Genomic DNA, 19306 nt, shown 5'->3' on the forward strand with positions numbered 1-19306 from the left:
TCCGGCGCGGCTTACTTCTGCTGCGCCCCCAGGTAGGTGTCGATCACCCGCGAGTCCCCCGCCAGCTGCGCGGCGGGTCCCTCCAGCACCAGTTCCCCCGTCTCCAGCACGTAGCCGTGGTCGGCCACCTGCAGGGCCGCGCGCGCGTTCTGCTCGACCAGCAGGATGGTCACGCCGCTCGCACGCAGCCGCTCGATGGTGTTGAAGATGTCCCGCACGATGAGGGGCGCCAGGCCCAGGCTCGGCTCGTCCAGCATCAGCAGGGTGGGGCGGGACATGAGCGCGCGGCCCACGGCCAGCATCTGCCGTTCGCCGCCCGAGAGCGTGCCGGCGGCCTGCGTGCGGCGCTCGCGCAGGCGCGGAAAGAGCTCGAACACCGACTCCAGCTGGCCGCGCCAGTCGCGATTGCGCAGGCGCAGCTGCCGGTAGGCCCCGAGCAGCAGGTTGTCCTCCACGCTCATGGAGCCGAAGAGTTCGCGCCGCTCCGGCACCAGGGCGATGCCCAGCATCACCCGCTCCTCCAGCGTCAGCGGGCCGATGTCCTGTCCCTGGTACTCGATGCGCCCGCGCGCAGGCAGCACGCCCATGAGGGCATTCAGCAGCGTGGACTTGCCGGCGCCGTTGGGCCCGATGACGGTGATGACCTGCCCCGGCGCGGCGGCCAGGCCGATGCCGTGCAGCACCTCGGCGCGGCCATAGCCCGCGTGCAGGTCCTGCACGCGCAGCAGGGGCGCGGCGGAAGAAGAAGGCGTGTCCATGGCGTTCAATGCTCCGTCCCGAGGTAGGCCGCGCGCACGGCGGGACTCGCCTGCACCTCGGCCGGCGTGCCTTCCATGAGGCGGGTGCCGAACTCCATCACCACCATGCGGTCGCACACCTGCATGACCAGGTCCATGTCGTGTTCGACCAGCAGGATGCTCATGCCTTCGCCGCGCAGCTGGCGCAGCACCGCCGCGAGCGCCTGCTTTTCCTTGTAGCGAAGGCCCGCCGCGGGTTCGTCCAGCAGCAGCAGGGTGGGGTCGGCGCACAGGGCGCGGGCGATCTCCAGCAGGCGCTGCGGACCCATGGCCAGGTTGCCGGCCAGCTCGTGCATCTGGTCGGCCATGCCCACGCGGCGCAGCTGCTGCGCGGCCAGGGCGAGCAGGCGCTGCTCCTCGCGCCGGTCCAGCCGCAGCATGGCCCGCAGCGCGCCGGCCTGGCCGCGCAGGTGCGCGCCCAGGGCCACGTTCTCCAGCACGGTCATGTCCGGGATCATCTTCACGTGCTGGAAGGAGCGGGCGATGCCGCGCCGCGCGATCTGCCGCGAGCGCAGCCCGCTGATGGTCTCGCCCTGCAGACGAACGGTGCCGCCGCTGGCCGCGAGCACGCCGGTGATCAGGTTGAAGGTGGTGGACTTGCCGGCGCCGTTGGGGCCGATCAGGCCCATGATCTCGCCGGCGCGGATCTCGAAGCTCACGTCGTTCACGGCCACCAGGCCGCCGAAGGTCTTGCGCACGTCCTGGACCTGCAGCACCACCTCGCCGTGCCCGGGGCGCGCCCGCGTGGGCAGATCGATCGGGCCGTCCACCGGCACGCCGGTGCGCCTGGCGGGCGGACGCAGCCGCGCCACCAGTGACCACAGGCCGTCCGGCAGGTACTTCAGCACCAGCACCAGCAGGATGCCGAAGACGATGATCTCGAAGCTGCCGCTGGTGCCGATCAGCCGGGGCAGCAGCACCTGCAGCTGGTCTTCCATCAGCTTGGTGAGCGCCGCGCCGGTGATGGCGCCCCAGATGTAGCCGGCGCCGCCGAGCACCGCCATGAACAGGTACTCGATGCCCATCTTCAGGCCGAAGGGTGAGGGGTTCACCGTGCGCTGGAAGTGCGCGAACAGCCAGCCCGAGACGCAGGCGAAGAGCGCCGCGATCAGGAAGATGCCGATCTTGTGGCGCAGCGTGTCCACGCCCATGGACTCGGCCATCTGCGAGCCCGTGCGCAGCGCGCGGATGGCGCGGCCCGTGCGCGAGTCCAGCAGGTTCAGCAGGGCGAAGGCACCCAGGAACACCAGCAGCCACAGGAAGATGAAGAAGGGCTTGCCACGGCTGATGTCGATGCCGCCCAGCGTGAGCGCGGGCACGCCCAGCAGGCCGTCGTACTTGCCCAGGGCGTCCATGTTGCCCATGAGGTAGTACAGCGCCAGCCCCCAGGCGATGGTGGCCAGAGGCAGGTAGTGCCCCGACATGCGCAGCGTCACCCAGCCGAGCACCAGCGCACTGGCCGCCGTGATGGCCAGGCCTACCCAGATCGTGAGCCAGGGCGACAGCTCGGTGTTGAGCGTGAGCCAGGCCGTGGTGTAGGCGCCGATGCCCACGAAAGCCGCCTGGCCGAAGGAGGTCAGCCCGCCGATGCCGGTGAGCAGCACCAGCCCCAGCGTGACCAGGCTGTACAGGCCGATGTAATTGAGCTGCGTGAACCAGAACTCCGGCAGCGGCAGCAGGGCGACCAGCGGAACGATCGCGAGCAGGGCGAGGCGCCCGAGCAGGGTGGCCTTCATGCTCAATGCTCCTCGTCGGAGTGGCCACCGGCGATGGAGCGCCACAAGAGAATCGGGATGATCAGCGTGAAGACGATCACCTCCTTGAAGGCGCTGGCCCAGAAGGAGGCGAAGGCCTCGACGATGCCCACGAAGAGCGCCCCCACGGCGGCGGCGGGGTAGCTGGCCAGCCCGCCGATCACGGCGGCGACGAAGCCCTTCAAGCCGATCAGGAAGCCCGAGTCGTAGAAGACCGTGGTGGTCGGGCCGATCAGCAGGCCCGAGAGCGCCCCGATCAGGGCCGCCATGGCCAGCGTGAGGCGGCCGGCCGAATGCGAGGAAATGCCCATGAGGCGCGCCCCCAGCCGGTTGATGGCCGTGGCCCGCAGGGCCTTGCCATAGACGCTTCGCTCGAAGAACAGCCACAGCAGCACCATCAGCGCGATGGTGCTGCCGGCGATGATGATGGCCTGTCCGCTCACGGTCAGCGTGCCGGCCGACAGGCGCTCGTCCCAGAACGGCGGGTTGCGGAAACCTTCGGCGCCGAAGAAGAGCAGGGCCAGACCCATCATCGCGAAGTGCACGCCCACCGAGACGATCAGCAGCACCAGCGTGCTCGCGTCCTCCAGCGACTGGTAGGCCACGCGATAGACCAGCGGCCCGAAGGAGGCCACGAGGCCCAGGGTCAGGAGGGCCTGCACGATCATCGGAAAGCGCTGCGGCGCAGCCCAGGCGGTGAGCAGCGCCAGGGCCACGGGCAGGGCCACCAGGCGCAGCGTGGCCTTGACCGCCGCGCCAGCGCCGCGCTGCCGCCCGACGCTGAAGGCCTCCATGGCGGCGGCCAGCGCCGCCAGGCACAGCAGCAGCCATACGGTGCCGGGCACCCGGCCGGTCTGCAGCAGCGCGAGGGTCAGGGCGCCGTAGGCGACGAACTCGCCCTGCGGCACGAAGATGATGCGGGTGACCGCGAAGACCAGCACCGTGGCCAGTCCGAGCAGGGCATAGATGGCGCCATTGGTGATGCCGTCGATGACGAGGATGCCCGCGATGGTGAGGTCCATGTTGTTCTTGGGGCCGAGGGCCCGTGGGTCGAGGGCTGGAGCTTAGTCGGTGCGCAGGGCTGGCGCTGCACGGGCTCCCGCGACGGCAGCGCTTCTTGTTGGGAGAGAGGGCTTCGAGAGGCTCAGAAGGTGTGAATGAATCTACTGCGCGTCCCGATCTGGCGCCTGCGCTTCTCGCCGTACGCTTGTACGGCTGCGACGCTCCGCACCACCTCGGGCCGCTCGCTACGATTCCTTCACACCTTCTCCGCCCGAACGGCGGGATATGCCGTTCGCCCAAAGCGCGAACGGCGAGCACAAACACCCGTTCGCCCTGAGCCTGTCGAAGGGCGGTCGCACAGGTGCCGCTCTCTCCTTACTTCTCCACCTTCCAGTCCCCATTGACCACCTTCACCACCACGGCGCTGTTGTCGCCATAGCCCCAGTGGTCGTCTTTGGTCCAGTTCATCACGCCGTGCGAGAAGGTGGTCTTGCCCATGCCTTCGATGGCATCGCGCAGGGCGGTGCGGAACTCGGGCGTTCCGGGCTTGCCCTTCTTCATGGCGATGGGAACCGCCTTTTCCAGCACGATCAGCGCGTCGTAGCCGTGGCCGGCGAACTGGTTGCGGCTGCCGGCGCCGTAGGCCTGCTCGTACTTCTGCACGAAGTCGGTCGCGAGCTTCTTCGACGGATGGTCGTCCGGGAGCTGCTCGGGTGCGATCACGGGGCCGGAGACGACGAAGGCGCCCTCGACGTCCTTGCCGCCCACGCGCATCAGGTCACGGGTGGCGGCGGCGTGCGTCTGGTAGATCTTGCCCTTGAAGCCGCGCTCGACGACGGCCTTGTGCGGCATGGCCGCGCCGCTGCCCGAAGCGACGATGAGCATCGCGTCGGGGTTGGCGGAGACCAGCTTCAGGGCCTGGCCGGTGACGCTGGTGTCGGTGCGGGCGAAGCGCTCGGCGGCCACCACCTTGATGCCGGCGGGCTCGGCGAGCTTCTTGAAGTCGTTGAGCCAGCCTTCGCCGTAGGCGTCGGTGTAGCCCAGGAAGCCCACGGTCTTGACGCCCTGCTTCTTCATGTGGTCCACCATGGCCTTGGCCATGACGGCGTTGGACTGCGGCAGGCGGAAGCTCCAGGTGTCCTTGCCGGGCGGCAGCTGCGCGGGCGAGGCCATGAGCTGCGTGGTCTTGTTCTCGGCCGCGACGTCGGCCATGGCGATGGCCACGGGCGTGGCGGCCGAGCCGATGATGAGATCCACCTTCTCGTCGGTCGCGAAGCGGCGCGCATTGCGCACGCCGGCCGTCGGGTCGGTGGCGTCGTCCAGCACGATCAGGCGCACCGGCTCGCCGGCGATGGTCTTTGGCCACAGCTTGAACTGGTTGGCCATGGGGATGCCCAGGCCCGAGGCCGGCCCGGTCAGGGGCAGGCTCACGCCCACGGTGATCTCGGCCAGCGCGGCGGCCGACATCGACAAGGCCGCCGCGGCGACCAGGACTTTCTTCAGGAACGGCTTCATGCGTGTCTCCTTGGGGTTGGCATGCGAAACTGGTTCAGGCGGGAACGATGACACCGTCGCCGCCGGCGTACAAGGCCTCGACGGCGTCGGCGCGGCGGGCGAGCACGGCGCGCTGGTTGATGTAGCCCTTGTCGGTGATCTCGCCCGCGTCGGCGCTGGGTGGCTCGGACAGGATCAGGGCCCGGGCCGGGCATTGGGAGGAGCCGCCGCCTTCGGCGCGCAATCGCCCGAGGCCCTCGGCCACGCGCCGAGCGAGTTCGCTGCGGTCCAGGTTCGCGGCGGCGGCGCTGGGGAAGACCAGCACGCCGACCTCGCTGCGGTCGTGCCCGGTGACCACCACGTCCTGCGCGAGCGGCGCCAGGGCCGACACCACCTTGATGCGCAGCGTGCCGGCCGACACCCAGGTGCCGGTGCCCAGCTTGAAGTCCTCGGCCACGCGGCCGTCGAACACCACGCCGCGCTCCGGATGCGCAGGATCGGCCAGGTAGCCGGCGTCGCCGATGCGGTAGAAGCCTTCCTCGTCGAAGGCCTGGGCGTTCAGCTCGGGCGCATTGCGGTAGCCGGGGAACACGCTCACGCCGCGCACCCGCATCTCCAGCTTCTCGCCGTTGGGCACCAGCTTCAGCTCCATGCCGGGCAGCACGTTGCCGATCACGCCGGGGCCGTCCAGGGCCCAGTGGGCGCTGGTCACGGCCGGCGCGGTCTCCGTCGCGCCCCAGGACGTGGTGAGCCAGACCTCCTCGCCGCGCACGCGGCGCGCCACCGCCGACAGCCGCGCCCAGGTGGAGGGGGCGAGCGCCGCACCGGCATAGAAGATCACGCGCAGCCGCGCGAACACCGCGCGCGCGAGTTCCTCGTCGGACTCCAGCAGCGGCAGCGCGAGCTCGAAGCCGCGCGGCACGTTGAACCACAGCGTGGGCTGCTTCTCGGCCAGGTTGCGCAGGGTCTTCTCCACCAGTCCCGGCGCCGGCCGGCCTTCATCGATCACCAGCGTGCCGCCGCCCCGCAACACCATGTTCAGGTTGTGGTTGGTGCCGAAGGTATGGCTCCAGGGCAACCAGTCCACCAGCACGGGCTTCTCGTGCTCCAGGAATCGCCAGACCTGCGCCATCATCTGCTGGTTTGCGCACAGCATGCGGTGCGTGTTCACCACCACCTTGGGGTGGCCGGTGGAGCCCGAGGTGAGCAGGTACTTGGCGTGGCTGTCCGGGGTGATGGCCTCGTAGGCGGCGCGCACCGCGGGACCTTCCCGCGCGTCCAGCAGGCGGGCGAAGGGGATGGCGCCTTCGACCTCCTGCGCGCCTTCGCTGAACACCGTGGGCACGCGCAGGCCGCTGGCCGCGATGGCCGGGCCATAGGTCGCCGCATCGGCCGCGTAGATGAGTCCGGGCTGCAGTGCCTGCAGGATCGCGCGGATCTTGGCGTAGTCGCGCGTCAGGCGGCAGTAGGCACTGGAGACGGTGCAGTGGGGAATGCCCACGTGCATCGCGGCCAGCATGAGCAGCAGGTGGTCCAGCGAGTTGTCCGAGAGCACCACCAGCGGCGCACCGGGCGCGAGGCGCCGGTCCAGCAGCCACTGCCCGATCCGGCCGATGCGCTCGCGCGTCTCCTTCCAGGACAGGCTTTGCCACTGCCCCGCCGCATCGCGCTGCGAAAAGGCTTCGGACCCGGGCGTCGCGGCCGCCCAGTGTTCGATCCATTCGCCGACGCAGCGCGCGTAGGGCTGCAGGGGCTCGGGCGAGCGCAGCACCTGCGAGCCGTCCGCGCGCGCCTCGATCAGCGTGCGCGGCGGCGCCAGCTGCTGCGCATCCGCCATCCATTGCAGTGCCATGTCGTCTCCATACATGGGTGTATGTTTCGAGCGAACGACTGTAGAACCATCCCGCAAGCTCCGGGTTCAGGGTAAACGCTGAGTCCGTACACCGGTGCATGGAGCGCGGTCCGTCCCTAGAATCCGCCCGTCATGCCCGCCGTGCGTCCGCTGCCCCCGTCCAAGCCCAAGCCACGGGCCGAGGTGGCGCGTCCGCAGCTCACGCCCGACCGCTGGGTTGATGCCGCCACCGAGGTGCTGGTGGACCAGGGCATCGACCATGTGCGCGTGGACACGCTTGCGGCCGAGCTGGGGGTCACGCGCGGCAGCTTCTACTGGCACTTCCGCGACCGCGAGGAGCTGCTGCGCCGCGTGCTGGACGCCTGGCGCACCACGGCCACCGAGCACCTCACCGCCCGGCTGGAAGGCGCGCACCGCGACCCGCGCGAGCAGATCCGCGACGTGCTGAGCCTGCCCTTCCGCGGCCGGGCCGCGAGCCGGGCGGCCCGCATCGAGCTGGCGATCCGCGCCTGGGCGCGGCGCGACGACATGGCCCGCTTCGCGGTGGACGAGGCCGACGCCGCGCGGCTGGCCTACATCGGACAGCTGTTCTCCTCGCTCGGCTTCGGACTGGCCGAAGCGCGCTCGCGCGCGGCGCTGCTGTACGGCTTCGTCGTGGCGGAGTCGCTGTCGGCCTCGCTGCGGCCCACGCCGAGCCAGCGCGAGGCGCGCAACGAACTGGTGGCGCAGCTGCTCACGCGGGCGAGCTGAACCTCCGGGTTTGCCGGGTGGTTATGTCATTCCATGAGGGGTTATGCTGGCGGGCTTCCCTCCTGCGTGCCCCATGACTTCATTGCAGAACCCCGCCGGTGCCGAGCCGGGCGTGACGAATCCGCCCGTGCGGCGCTTCAAGGACCCGGCCGTGCAGCCGGTCGCCGCCACGCTGGGCGAACTGCGCGAGCGCATCGATACGCTGGACGCGCAGATCGTGCAGCTGCTCGCGCAGCGCGCCCTGTGTGTGCGTGACGCCACGCGCTTCAAGCGCGACGCCTTCCAGGTGCGCGCCCCCGAGCGCCAGGCCGAGGTCTTCCGGCGCGTGCGGCAACTGGCCGAGCAGCACGCCGACGCCTTCCCCGGGCTGCCCGACATCGTCGAGGCCAGCTACCGCACCCTGGTGGCCGGCTTCGTCGCCGCCGAGGGGCAACTCTTCGAACAGACAGAAAGCATAGAGACATGACTCTCCGCACTAGCCGCCGCCTCTTCGCGGCCCTGGCCGCCTGCGGCATCGCCGCCGCCGTCCTGCCCGTCGCCGCGCAAACCGGCGACTGGCCCAGCAAGCCGATCCGCCTGGTCGTGCCCTACGGCGCGGGTTCCTCGCCCGATGTCATCGCCCGGATCATTGCCGAGCGGCTGTCGCCGCGCCTCGGGCAGCCCGTCATCGTGGAGAACCGCGCCGGCGCTGGCGGCAACAACGGCACCGCCGCCGTGGCCAAGGCCGAAGGCGACGGCTACCAGTACGTCATCAGCACCAACGGCCCGCTGGTCTACAACACGGTGCTCTACAGCAAGCTGCCCTACGACCCCTTCAAGGAGCTGCGTCCCGTGGTGCTGGCGGGCGGCCAGGCCAATGTCTGCGTCGTGCCCAGCGACTCGGGCATCGAGAACCTGCGCGGGCTGGTGACGGCCATGAAGCGCAACCCCGGCAAGTTCAACTTCTCCTCCACCGGCGTCGGCAGCCTGTCGCAGCTCGGGGTGGAGCTGCTCAAGGTCAAGACCGACACCTACGCCGTCCACATCCCCTATGCGTCCTCGCCACTGGCGGTCATGGCGCTGCTGCAGGGCGACGTGCAGTTCGCCTGCGTGCCCGCGGTGGCGGTGATGCCGCACGTCAAGTCGGGCAAGCTGCGTCCGCTGGCGGTGTCCACGGCCAAGCGCAGCGAGCTCACGCCCGACATCCCCACCATGAAGGAAGCCGGCCTGCCCGAGATCGAGAACCTGGCCTGGATGGCGATCATGGCGCCGGCCTCCACGCCGGACGCGATTGTCGAGCGCATGAACCGCGAGATCAACGCGGTGCTGGACATGCCGGAGGTGCGCTCGCGGCTGCATGCGCAGTACATGGAGCCGATCGGCGGCACCCCGCAGGCGCTGCAGCGCTTCATGCAGCAGGAACTGCGCGTCATGACGCCCATCATCAAGCGCACCGGCGTGACGATCGATTAGGGTCCCCGGGCATGCTGCGCCTGCAGATCGAGCGCCACGCGGCCACGCCCGAGCAGGCGCAGGCGGCGCTCGCCTCGCTGGACGAGGGCGAGGGCGCCTACTTCGGCGTTGAGGCCGGCATCGCGGGCCTGCATCCGCTGCAGGCGACCCTGCTCACCGCGCCGGCCCTGCGGCTTCGGCTCTGGGGCGATGGCGTCGAGGCCGAGGCGCTCAGTAATTTCGGCCGTGCGCTGCTCGCGCACGAGGCGCTGGCCTCCTGGCGGCGCGAGGCGGGTCGCCGGCCGGGCGGCAATCCGCTGGACCAGGCGCGACGTCTGCTCGCGTGCTTCGCGCCGTCGCCCGACGTGCTCCTGCTGGGCGCCTTGCCCTTCGAGGCGCATCGGCTGCAGTCGGCGCGCGCGTCGGTGTGCGATCCGCAGCGGCCCCTGGGCGTCCTCTACTTCCCCGGGCGCTTGCTGCGCCGTGATGCCGAGGGCACGTGGACCGGCGTGGACCTGCGCCTGCCCCAGGCGGACCTCCCAGACCTGCCGCACACCGCGACCGGTCATCCGCCCGAGCCGCGGGGGCGTGACACCGTGGTGCCGCACGACGACCTGCCGCCGGGCGACTATGCCCGCATGGTCGAGCGCGCCCTCGCGACCTTGCGCACGCGCCCGCTGGTCTCGCTCACCCTGAGCCAGAGCTACCGCCGCCGCGTCGAGGGCTCGTGCGTGGGTGCCTTCGCCCGCCTGCGCGCGGCCAATCCGGCGCCGGCCAGTTTTTTCCTCAACGACGGCAGCGGCATGCGCCTGTTCGGCGCCTCGCCCGACCTGCAGCTCGTGGTGCGCGACGGCGCGGTGCAGGCCCTGCCCGTGTGCGGCACCGTGGCCCGGCGCCCCGGCGCGCAGGGCGAGGCCGAGTCGCTGCGCGAGCTGTTCAACGAGGAGGTCGATGCCGCCGCGCTGGCCGTGTGCAGCGACGCCCTGCGCAACGACCTCGCGCCCTGGTGCCTGCCCGGCAGCCTGCGACTGCTGGACCGGCGCCGCCCGCTGTCGCTGGCCACGGTGGTCCATGCGGTGGACCGGCTCGGTGGCACCCTGCGGCCGGGGGCAGACGCCTGGGACCTGATCGCCGCCACGGCCGCGCCCGTGATGCTCACCGGCACGCCCCGCCAGGAGGCACTGCGGGCCATCGGCGAACTCGAGCCGAGCCCGCGCGGCTGGTACGGCGGCATGGTGGTCCAGGTGGCGAGCGACGGCGATGCGCTGGTGGGCACGATCCTGCGCGCGGCCTGCGTCCGCCAGGGCGTCGCCGAAGTCCGCGCGGGCGGCGACCTGCTGGCCGATTCCTCGCCCGCACGCGAGGAGGCCGAATCGCGCCTGAAGACCCGGTCCCTGTGGCGGGCCTTCGGCCTGGAGGCAGGCGCGTCCACGGCGGCCGCGCCGTGGCGGCCCTATTCGCCGCTGCCCGCCTACGTCCAGCTCGTCGCGCCCCAGGACCCGTTCCAGGCCGCGCTATGCGACTGCCTGGCCGGCCTGGGCGTGACCGTGTCGGACCAGGCGCAGGACGTGGCGGTGCTGGCCGGCGAGGCCGCGCAGGCACCCGCGGCGGGCGGCTGGGTGGCGATCGGCGATGCGGCCTGCCGGCGGCTCGCGGCCGAGGGCCAGGCGGTGCAGGCCGTCGAGGCCGAGTACGGTCGCGCCCTGCGCTGCGAGACCACGTCGCAGGCCCCGCTGGGCGCGGGCCTGGGCTTCAGTGCCGGCCGCTATGCGCGCCTGGCGCTGCAGGAGCCGTCCTTGGTGGAGGGGTGGCAGGTCTGGGCGACGGATTCGCGCGGGCACCCGGTCGCGCTGGTGCGCGGGCGCGAGGCCTGCCTTCTTTTCCGTCCGGACTCCCTGCTGGGCGACGACGTGGCGCTCGCCGTGTTCGCCGCCGCGCTCGCGCAGGTGGCGCGGCCCTGAGCTCCTTCAGGCGGCCTGCCCGTCCTGCGGGTTGCGCTGCATGTACTCGGCGATGAAGGGGCAGGCGGGCACCACCTGCAGGCCGCGCCGACGGGCATCGCCCAGCGCATGGCGGGCGAGCTCGGAGCCCAGCCCCCGGCCTTCATGGGCCGCATCGACCTGCGTGTGCGTGAACTGCATGCGTTGGCCGTCGAGCGCGTACTGCGCGAAGGCCAGCACCTGCGGGCCTTCGCGCAGCTCATAGCGGCTGGCCTGGGCGTTGTCCGCGAACTCGTGGCTGCTCATGGCGTGTCCGGCGGTAATTCTTCCGGCTTGGCGTCGGCCACGCGGCCGGCGCGGCCGGCTTGTTCGTCCCATTCGCGCAGCAGTTGCAGGCGCTGCATGGCCGAATGCGAGCCCTCGCCCGAACCCGCGGGCAATTCGGGCCGTGGGCCGGGACCGTGCGCGGGCGCAGCGGCGAATTCACCGGCCGGTTCCGGCGGTGTTTCGGATGTCATGTGTGGATTCCCTCCAAGGCCGCCGCATTCTGCGCAAATTCACCCGCGCAGGCGAGGCCGTGTAGCAACTGCTTGCGACGTGATGGCCGGTGGTTACGCGGGGCCGGCCCTCGGGCCGCCCACGCGTGATGAAAGACAGGGGGAACCGCTGCTACTTCTTGGGTGTGAGGACGCCCATCATCAGGTCCGTGTTGAGCTTGGCCAGGCGCTGCATCAAGGCCCATTGCTTGCCCATCAGCTCGGTGAACTGCTGACTTCCGGGCATGGCCCCGCCGGACATGGCCAGCTGGGTGGTGGCTTGGGCGATCGCCTGCTGGTCGGCCATGATCTGCTTCACGGCGTCGTTGTACTCGTCCAGGGTCATGGGTTGCTCCTTGCTTCGGCTCGGGCTTGGGCCTCGCGCATGGTAGCCCCCAGCCCGCCCGCGCAGTCCGGATGAGCAATGAAAAAGTGTGGGCACCTTCGCGGCCACGCGCTAGGCTTGGCGGTCATGAGCCCGCACGAGCCCCACGAACCCCACGAGCCGCAGGCCGCGGACGCACCCCGGTGGAAGCACGAGGGTGTGCGCGTCATCCCCGGCAAGCAGCTGGACCCCAACACCGCGCAGACGCCGGGCATGGATCGGCGCGCCGCCATCAACTTCGCGCGCGTCGGCGCGCAGAAGCTCTGGGCCGGCACCGTCACCATCCACCCCGATGCCAAGACCGGCGCGCACCACCACGGCCACCTTGAAAGCGTGATCTACGTGGTGCGCGGCCGTGCGCGCATGCGCTGGGGCGAGCAGCTGGAGTTCACCGCCGAGGCCGGCCCGGGCGACTTCATCTACGTGCCGCCCTACGTGCCGCACCAGGAGATCAATGCCAGCGCCACCGAGACGCTGGAGTGCGTGCTGTGCCGCAGCGACGGCGAGGCGGTCGCGATCAACCTGGACATCGAACCCGTGGAGAAACCCCAGGAGGTGCTGTGGGTGGATCCCACGCATCCGCACGGGGGCGTGTAGGCATCCTGCACCCGCCCGGCGGCGGGTAGGTGCCTCGCCCTTCAGTGCGCGGCGACCCGGGGTGCCACGGCGGCGGGCAGCTGGTGGCGCGAGCGGATGCCCAGCTTGCGGAAGGCGCGGTCGCGGTAGGTCTTGACCGTGGCGGGCGTGAGCCCGAGATCGACCGCCACACCCTCCTGCGTCCAGCCCTTGAGCAGGCGCTCGCAGACCTGCCGCTCGCGCGTGGTCAGCGTGTCCAACGCACTGCCCGCGGCGGCCGTCTCGCGCGCGCGCAGCGCGATGTGCTTGCGCACGCAGGCCAGGAGCGGCTGGGCCATGCGGCCGACGGCCTCGATGGCGTCGGCTTCCAGGGCGGCCTGCCGCTGGTGCCGATACAGGTTGATGGCGAGCAGGCCCTGGCCGGGCATGGCCGCGGCGATGGACAGGCGCTCGCGCAGGCCGTGCGCGCTGTAGATGGCGGCGCGGTGGTCCGATGGAATTTCGCTCGCGCGCCAGTGCAGCATTGCGGTCGAGCCTTCGGCGGCGAGGGGGCGCGCGGCCGCGAAGGTCGCGTCGCGCCGGTACAGCGAGCCGCGGTAGGCCCGCCACGCGGCGCCGGTGCCGTCGGGTGCGTCGCCCACCCGCGCATGCGCGTGCAGGTCGGGCGGCGCGCCGTCATGGAGCGTGTAGATGGACCACCAGCACAGGGGAAGCCACCGGTTCAGTTCGGCCAGGCCCGCCTCGGCGAATCCGGGGTCGCCGATCGCGCCGATGACGCCGCTCAGCGCCGATTGCGCGCAGCGGTCGCCGGGCCCGGAAGGGCGCGGGTCTCGGGCAAGGTGGATGAGTTGCATGGACGGCGGGCTCGGTGATTACCCTGTCCCCATCGCGGCGGACAGACAGGGCGGGCAGGAAATTCTAGTCTCGGGGTCCCGAAGAGGACCGACCATGACGCTGCGCCCCGAAGCCATCCGCCATCCCGCCGACATCGCCCGCCTGGAGTCGCAACCCTACGAGCAGTACCTGCCGCCGGCCACCGTGTGGCAGGCGCTGGATCAGGCTGCCCGCGACCATGCCGAGCGGCCCGCCATCACCTACATCGAGAGCCCCGACCCCGCGCAGCCGGCCACCACCTGGACCTACGTGCAGCTGGTGCAGCGCGTGCGCCAGGCCGCCAACCTGTTCCGGCAACTGGCCGGCGACCAGCCCCCCCGCGTGGCCATGCTGCTGCCCAACATCCCGCAGGCCTGGCTCACGCTGCTGGGGGCCGAGACCGCGGGCGTGCTGTGCCCCATCAATTACCTGCTCGGGCCCGAGCACGTGGCCGAGCTCGTCGCGGCCACCGAGGCCAACATCCTGGTGGCGCTGGGGCCGAACGCGGAGCTGGACATCTGGTCGCGCGTGCAGGCGGTGCGCCGCCATTGCCCGGCAGTGCGGCACCTGCTGGTGGTGCGGGCCGGCGCCGCGGCGGACGACGGCGTGGACTTCGACGAAGCGCTCGCGGCCCAGCCCGGTGAGCGCCTCCTGTTCGACGGTCCCGCCGGGCGCGACACCCTCGCGGCCCTGTTCCACACCGGCGGCACCACCGGCCGGCCCAAGCTCGCGCAGCATGCCCACGGCAACCAGCTGCATGCGGCCTGGGGCGCGGCGCAGATGTTCGGCATCCGTCCCGAGGACGTGATGGTCAACGGCTTTCCGCTCTTCCACGTGGCGGGTTCCTTCGTCTATGGGCTTTCGACGCTGATGTCGGGCGCCGAGCTGGTGCTGCCCACCCTGGTGGGCATGCGCAACAAGGCGTTCGTGGACCGCTACTGGACCTTCGTGGCCAAGCACCGCATCTCGCTGCTGGCGGGCGTGCCCACCATCATGCAGACGCTCATGACCAGCACGCCCGCGCCCGAGCAGACCCGCGTCGCGCGCGCCATGCTCACCGGCGGCTCGCCGCTGCCCGACGAGCTGGCGGTGGATTTCGAGCGCCAGTTCGGCATTCCCGTGCGCAACATCCTGGGCATGACCGAGTGCGCGGGCGTCATCTCCATCGAGCCGCTGGAAGGCGAGCGCGTGCGCGGCTCCTGCGGCCTGCCGCTGCCCTACACGCGCGTGACCACCATCGATGCCGAAGGCCGCGAGCTGGCCCCCGGGCAGACCGGCGTGCTGCGCGTGCGCGGCCCCAATGTCGGCCCCGGCTACACCGAGGCCGCGCGCAACGCCGGCACCTTCGAGGACGGCTGGCTGGTCACCGGCGACCTCGGCCACGTGGACGAGACCGGCCGCGTCTTCATCACCGGCCGGGCCAAGGACGTGATCGTGCGCAGCGGCCACAACATCGACCCGCGCCTGATCGAGGACGCGCTCATGCGCCATCCCGCCGTGCTCATGGCCGCCGCGGTGGGCGAGCCGGACGAGTACGCGGGCGAGCTGCCGGTGGCCTACGCCGTGCTCAAGCCGGGCGAGCGCGCGGACGCCGCCGAACTCGCGGCCTGGGCGCAGCCCTACATCCCCGAACGGCCGGCGTTTCCCAAGCGCGTCGAGTTCATCGATTCGCTGCCGCTCACCGCCGTGGGCAAGGTCTTCAAGCCGGCGCTGCGCATGCGGGCCATCCAGCGGGCGCTGGACGAGCGACTCGAACGCGCGGGCCTGGCCGGCCAGGCCTCGGTGGATGTGCGCGAGGAGGGCGCGGTGACCACCGTGGTCTTCGGCGCCGCCCCGGGCGTGGCGCCGGCGCAGCTGGAGGCGCCGCTGCGCAAGCTCATGACCCCCTTCGCCCTGCGCTGGCGCGTCGAGCCCGGCGCGGGCGACCTCTGACGGGCTGAGAAGCTGTGAACGAATCCGCCACGCCCGCCTCGGCCGCCAGCACGCGGCCCCTCCGCGTTGCAAATGCTCGCCATAGCCCGAGCTATGGCTGCGCTTTGCGCCTTGATGGACCACCTTCTGGCGACCGCTTCGGACGCGCCGGATTCATTCACAGCTTCTGACGCCATGAGCCTGCCACTGCACTATTCCAAGGACGGCGCCATCGCCCAGGTGGTGCTCGATCGTCCGGCGGCGCGCAACGCGCTGTCGCCCGAAATGCTGTGCCGCCTGGCCGATGCCGTGGTGGACTTCGCCGCTGACGAGTCGCTGCGCGTCATGGTGCTCACCGCCGCCGGCGAGCAGGCCTTCTGCGCCGGCGGCGACCTGGCGCGCACCATCCCGCTGCTGTCCGGCGAGCGTGCCCCCGAGGACGCCTGGGACGAGCGCGTGCTGAACGACCCCGTGGTCATGCCGGCATCGTCCCTGCGCGACTACCCGCTGCACAAGCCGGTGATCGCCGCCATCAACGGCGCCTGCTTCGCCGCCGGCTTCGAGATCATGCTGGGCACCGACATCCGCATCGCGGCCGCGCATGCGAGCTTCTGCCTGCCCGAGGTCAAGCGCGCGGTCATCCCCTTTGCCGGATCCATGGCGCGGCTGCCGAGGCAGGTGCCCTACGCGCTGGCCATGGAGCTGATGCTCACGGGCGACCCCATCACCGCCGCGCGAGCGCAATCGATGGGGCTGGTCAACGAGGTGCTCCCCGGCCCCGAGGTGCTGCCGCGGGCCCTGGACATCGCGCGGCGCATCGCACGCAATGGGCCGCTGGCCGTGCAGCAGCTCAAGCGCACGGTGGCCGAATGCAGCGGTCGCCCGCTGGAGGAGGCCTTCCGCATCGAGGACGAGACGCGGCGCGTGGTGCTCGCGAGCGAGGACGCCCGCGAAGGCCCGCGGGCCTTCATGGAAAAACGAGAGCCGAACTACCAGGGGCGCTGAGCCATCGACATGAAAGCGATCGATCTGAACGGCCAGGTGGCCGTCGTCACCGGCAGCGGCCGCGGCCTGGGACTGGCCTTCGCCCATGCGCTGGCCCGCGCGGGCGCGCGGGTGGTCGTCAACGACATCGACGCCGACACCGCGCAGGCGGCGGCGCAGGCCATCGTCGCCGAAGGCGGCGAGGCGGTCTGCGAAGTCGCCGCCGTCGGCAGCACCGACGCCGCCGAGCGCCTGGTCGCCCGCGCGGTGGACACCTGGGGCCGCCTGGACGTGATGTGCGCCAACGCCGGCATCCTGCGCGACAAGGTGCTGTGGAACATGAGCGACGAGGACTTCGACGCCGTGATCCACACCCACCTGCGCGGCACCTTCACCTGCGCCCGCGCCGCGGTGCGGCAGATGCGCGCGCAGGGGCAGGGCGGCCGGCTGGTGCTGGTGGCCTCGCCGGCGGGCCAGCGCGGCAACTTCGGCCAGGGCAACTACGCGGCGGCCAAGGCGGGCATCGCGGCCATGGCGCGGACCTGGGCGATGGAGTGCGCGAAAAGCGCCATCACCGTCAACGCGATGGTCCCGGTCGCCTGGACGCAGATGGTCGCCAGCATCCCGGCGCTGGCGCCGGTGGCCGAGGCCCTCGCGCGCGGCGAGCCCTTGCCGGCGGACGTGCGCCAGCGCCTGGGCATGGGAACGCCCGAGGACGTCGCACCCTTGCTGGTGTTCCTGGCCTCGCGGCAGGCGGTCGACGTCACCGGCCAGTGCATCGGCATCGGCGGCGACAAGCTGGCGCTGTGGTCGCATCCGCAGGAGGCGGCCGTGGCGTACCGCGAGGGCGGCTGGACGGCCGAGGCCATCGCCGCCCACTGGCGCGGCGCCGTGGGCCTGCATCCGCAGAGCATCGGCATGCCGCCGTTCTGAAGCCGTGTAGGCGTCGGCTGACGCGCCGGTAGGCTGATGTCCGATAGTCGCGTCGGAGACAGTCGCTATCGTCTCATCCATGAACAAGGAATCCGTCCCCCTGGCCCAGATGATCGGCGAAAGCTTTGTGGACCGCGCCGGCCAGCGCTGGTGGATCAAGGGCCGCCGTCCGCAGTCCAGCGACCAGTTCGTGGTCGAGGCGGAGGTCAAGGGCAGCTACCCCCGGGTGGACCTGTACGTGATGACGGAGCGCGAGTTCCAGGCCCGCGCGCGCAGCGAGAACCTGCGGCCCGATCGGCCGAGGTAAAGGCTCCCCCCGAAGCGGCCTGCGGCCGCTCCCCCCTCAAGGGGGCGCCACCAGCGGCCCGGCAAAGCCGGTTCCGCGGTGGCCGCTGAAACAAGCCCGGTCTCCGGCCGCATGGGGGGCGGCACCAGCGGCCCGGCGAAGCCGGTTCCGCGGTGGCCCTGGACTAAGCACTTCGCTCGCGGGTGTCCTCAGTTCGCTGCCTGAAATCCCGTTTGCTTCACCAGGCGGGCCCAGCGGGCTGTTTCCTTGTTGATCGTCTCGGCGAAGGCCTGGCCGGATTCCTGGGGGACGTCGAAGCCCTGGGCCTGGAGTTTCTTCTGCAGTTCCGGGGCGGCCTGGGCCTTGAGGGTGGCCTGGGTGATGGCGTCCAGCACCGGCTTGGGCGTGGCGGCGGGGGCGGCCAGGCCGAACCAGACGGTGCTGCTCAGGTCCGCGTGGCCCAGCTCGGCGAGCGTGGGGACGTTCGGGAGGAAGGGGGAGCGCTGCGGCCCGGTCACCGCCAGGGCCTTGAGCTTGCCGGACTCCACGTGCTGCAGTGCGGCCTGCTGCTGCGTGAAGCCCAGTGGCACCTGGCCGCCGAGCAGGTCGGTGATCTGCGGTGCGGATCCCTTGTAGGGCACGTGCACCATGTCCAGCTTGAAGCGTTCGTTGAACTGGAAGCCCAGGAAGTGCGAGGGCGTGCCGGGGCTGAAGGAGGCGTACGAGACGCTGCCCGGCTTGCCCTGCACCCACTTGACCAGCTCGGGCACGGTGTTCGCCGGCACGGACGGGTGGGCCACCAGCACCAGGGGGCTTTCGATGCCCTTGGCGATGGGAACGAAGTCGCTCTGCTTCCAGCGCAGGGCGGGGTAGGCCGAGGGGTTGATGGTGAACATGGCCTGCGTGGTGATCCACAGGGTGTGGCCATCCGGCGCGGACTTGAGCACGTGTTCGGCGCTGATGTTGCCGTTGGCGCCGGCCTTGTTGTCCACCAGGAAGGTGCCGCCGGTCTGCTTGGCGAGCTGGTCGGCCAGCGCGCGGGCGTAGGCATCGACCGAGCCACCGGGGGGCGTTCCGACCACCAGCGTCACCGGCTTGGCCGGCCAGGTCTGTGCAAAGGCGGGGGCGAAGGCGGCGACCGCCGCGAGAGCGGTCAGGCCGGCGGCGAACTGGCGGCGATGGACGGGCATGCTTGTCTCCTGGGCGCCCGGCGGGCGCATGGCATGCCGGTCACTGTAGGCAGCCCGGATTGCTTCACCAAAACAAGTTTTCTCAGGGATTTCCCCGCCTCGGGGCGCCACCGGCGGCCGCGCGGCTGCGGTTGGCCTTGGGCAGCGCGAGGTCGGCGCGCCAGGAGCCCAGGTGGGCCTCCAGCTGGTCGAACAGCGCTTGGAAGTCCTGGCGCTGCTGCGGCGAGAACACGCCCAGCAGGCGCTCGTCCAGCGCGAGCACGGTGGGGTGGAGCTCGTCGAAGATCGCGCGTCCGCGCTCGGTCAGGCGGATCTCCACGCGCCGGCGGTCGTTCGGACGCGGTGCGCGAACGACCAGCCCCTTTTCCGCCAGCACGGTGACCGCGCGCGAGGTGCGCGCCGGCTCGATGCGTGCGCGTTCGGCGAGCTGGGTGGACAGCATGGGCCCGCCGAGCCCCAGGGTGAGGATCAGGCGCCACTCGCGGCGGGTGATCCCGTGGCGGCCTTCGCACAGGCGCACCAGGGGTTGTCCGGCCAAGGCGGCCATGCGGTGCAGCCTGAAGAGGAAGAGGTCGTTCATGGAAGGGCCGGTCGGTTGGGAAATTCTAGTGA

At 71.3% G+C, this 19306-nt stretch carries 20 protein-coding genes; 9 read left to right on the forward strand and 11 right to left on the reverse strand.

The features are described from left to right. Positions 1 to 11: 11 nt before the first annotated feature. From EZ242_RS17860 to EZ242_RS17880, 5 genes are all read right to left on the reverse strand, one after another. Positions 12 to 758: an ABC transporter ATP-binding protein gene (locus EZ242_RS17860; protein WP_135286557.1), complete on the reverse strand. Its 747-nt coding sequence runs from the start codon at positions 756 to 758 to the stop codon at positions 12 to 14. Between the two features lie 5 nt (positions 759 to 763). Next, entirely contained in the window at positions 764 to 2533 is a 1770-nt protein-coding gene (locus EZ242_RS17865; RefSeq protein ID WP_135286558.1) for a branched-chain amino acid ABC transporter ATP-binding protein/permease, read from the reverse strand. Between the two features lie 2 nt (positions 2534 to 2535). Continuing rightward, positions 2536 to 3573, reverse strand: a complete 1038-nt coding sequence (locus EZ242_RS17870) for a branched-chain amino acid ABC transporter permease (RefSeq protein ID WP_135286559.1) — start codon at positions 3571 to 3573, stop codon at positions 2536 to 2538. A 355-nt stretch (positions 3574 to 3928) separates the two neighbouring features. Then, the gene (locus tag EZ242_RS17875; protein ID WP_135286560.1) at positions 3929 to 5068 is read right to left on the reverse strand and encodes an ABC transporter substrate-binding protein; all 1140 of its coding nucleotides are present in this window, start codon (positions 5066 to 5068) and stop codon (positions 3929 to 3931) included. 34 nt (positions 5069 to 5102) lie between these two features. After that, positions 5103 to 6899 carry a feruloyl-CoA synthase gene (locus tag EZ242_RS17880; RefSeq protein ID WP_135286561.1) on the reverse strand — a complete coding sequence of 599 codons (1797 nt, stop codon included), beginning with the start codon at positions 6897 to 6899 and terminating at the stop codon, positions 5103 to 5105. Positions 6900 to 7031: 132 nt separating this feature from the next. Between EZ242_RS17880 and EZ242_RS17885 the strand changes: the two genes are divergently transcribed. The 4 genes from EZ242_RS17885 to EZ242_RS17900 all read left to right on the forward strand — a co-directional run bounded on the left by EZ242_RS17885 (position 7032) and on the right by EZ242_RS17900 (position 11041). Beyond that, positions 7032 to 7649, forward strand: coding sequence for a TetR/AcrR family transcriptional regulator (locus EZ242_RS17885; protein WP_135286562.1), 618 nt, complete (start codon positions 7032 to 7034; stop codon positions 7647 to 7649). A gap of 73 nt (positions 7650 to 7722) precedes the next feature. Beyond that, complete coding sequence (locus EZ242_RS17890; protein ID WP_135286563.1) at positions 7723 to 8115, forward strand: chorismate mutase; 393 nt, start codon at positions 7723 to 7725, stop codon at positions 8113 to 8115. Further along, the gene (locus EZ242_RS17895) at positions 8112 to 9101 is read left to right on the forward strand and encodes a Bug family tripartite tricarboxylate transporter substrate binding protein (RefSeq protein ID WP_135286564.1); all 990 of its coding nucleotides are present in this window, start codon (positions 8112 to 8114) and stop codon (positions 9099 to 9101) included. The genes EZ242_RS17890 and EZ242_RS17895 overlap by 4 nt, the downstream gene beginning before the upstream one ends. Before the next feature lie 11 nt (positions 9102 to 9112). After that, positions 9113 to 11041, forward strand: coding sequence for a chorismate-binding protein (locus EZ242_RS17900; protein ID WP_135286565.1), 1929 nt, complete (start codon positions 9113 to 9115; stop codon positions 11039 to 11041). Between the two features lie 6 nt (positions 11042 to 11047). Here EZ242_RS17900 and EZ242_RS17905 read toward each other — a convergent pair whose 3' ends face one another. The 3 genes from EZ242_RS17905 to EZ242_RS17915 form a co-directional block, all read right to left on the reverse strand. Further along, positions 11048 to 11326, reverse strand: coding sequence for a GNAT family N-acetyltransferase (locus EZ242_RS17905; protein WP_135286566.1), 279 nt, complete (start codon positions 11324 to 11326; stop codon positions 11048 to 11050). Next, the gene (locus EZ242_RS17910; RefSeq protein ID WP_135286567.1) at positions 11323 to 11538 is read right to left on the reverse strand and encodes a hypothetical protein; all 216 of its coding nucleotides are present in this window, start codon (positions 11536 to 11538) and stop codon (positions 11323 to 11325) included. Before EZ242_RS17910 ends, EZ242_RS17905 begins: the two co-directional genes overlap by 4 nt. Positions 11539 to 11689: 151 nt before the next feature. Next, complete coding sequence (locus EZ242_RS17915) at positions 11690 to 11902, reverse strand: hypothetical protein (RefSeq protein WP_135286568.1); 213 nt, start codon at positions 11900 to 11902, stop codon at positions 11690 to 11692. Between the two features lie 126 nt (positions 11903 to 12028). Between EZ242_RS17915 and EZ242_RS17920 the strand changes: the two genes are divergently transcribed. Further along, on the forward strand, positions 12029 to 12538 hold the full coding sequence (locus EZ242_RS17920; RefSeq protein ID WP_135286569.1) for a cupin domain-containing protein: 510 nt from the start codon (positions 12029 to 12031) through the stop codon (positions 12536 to 12538). A gap of 41 nt (positions 12539 to 12579) precedes the next feature. On the opposite strand, the gene EZ242_RS17925 is transcribed toward EZ242_RS17920, so the two are convergent. Then, complete coding sequence (locus EZ242_RS17925) at positions 12580 to 13371, reverse strand: helix-turn-helix transcriptional regulator (RefSeq protein WP_135286570.1); 792 nt, start codon at positions 13369 to 13371, stop codon at positions 12580 to 12582. 94 nt (positions 13372 to 13465) lie between these two features. Here EZ242_RS17925 and EZ242_RS17930 point away from each other — a divergent pair, with 94 nt between their 5' ends. From EZ242_RS17930 to EZ242_RS22105, 4 genes are all read left to right on the forward strand, one after another. Beyond that, a complete protein-coding gene (locus tag EZ242_RS17930; RefSeq protein ID WP_167784839.1) occupies positions 13466 to 15322 on the forward strand; it encodes an AMP-binding protein in 1857 nt (618 codons plus the stop codon). Between the two features lie 174 nt (positions 15323 to 15496). Beyond that, positions 15497 to 16306 carry an enoyl-CoA hydratase/isomerase family protein gene (locus EZ242_RS17935; RefSeq protein WP_135286572.1) on the forward strand — a complete coding sequence of 270 codons (810 nt, stop codon included), beginning with the start codon at positions 15497 to 15499 and terminating at the stop codon, positions 16304 to 16306. 9 nt (positions 16307 to 16315) lie between these two features. After that, on the forward strand, positions 16316 to 17218 hold the full coding sequence (locus tag EZ242_RS17940) for an SDR family NAD(P)-dependent oxidoreductase (protein WP_135286573.1): 903 nt from the start codon (positions 16316 to 16318) through the stop codon (positions 17216 to 17218). 79 nt (positions 17219 to 17297) lie between these two features. Next, complete coding sequence (locus EZ242_RS22105; RefSeq protein WP_167784840.1) at positions 17298 to 17525, forward strand: hypothetical protein; 228 nt, start codon at positions 17298 to 17300, stop codon at positions 17523 to 17525. 188 nt (positions 17526 to 17713) lie between these two features. Here the strand turns inward: EZ242_RS22105 and EZ242_RS17950 are convergent, their stop codons facing one another. Together EZ242_RS17950 and EZ242_RS17955 are read right to left on the reverse strand one after the other, a co-directional pair. Continuing rightward, positions 17714 to 18694: a Bug family tripartite tricarboxylate transporter substrate binding protein gene (locus EZ242_RS17950; protein ID WP_167784842.1), complete on the reverse strand. Its 981-nt coding sequence runs from the start codon at positions 18692 to 18694 to the stop codon at positions 17714 to 17716. A gap of 82 nt (positions 18695 to 18776) precedes the next feature. Further along, on the reverse strand, positions 18777 to 19274 hold the full coding sequence (locus EZ242_RS17955) for a MarR family winged helix-turn-helix transcriptional regulator (RefSeq protein ID WP_135286576.1): 498 nt from the start codon (positions 19272 to 19274) through the stop codon (positions 18777 to 18779). Positions 19275 to 19306: the final 32 nt, after the last annotated feature.

The organism is Ramlibacter rhizophilus (genome assembly GCF_004681965.1).
GTDB lineage: Bacteria > Pseudomonadota > Gammaproteobacteria > Burkholderiales > Burkholderiaceae_C > Ramlibacter > Ramlibacter rhizophilus.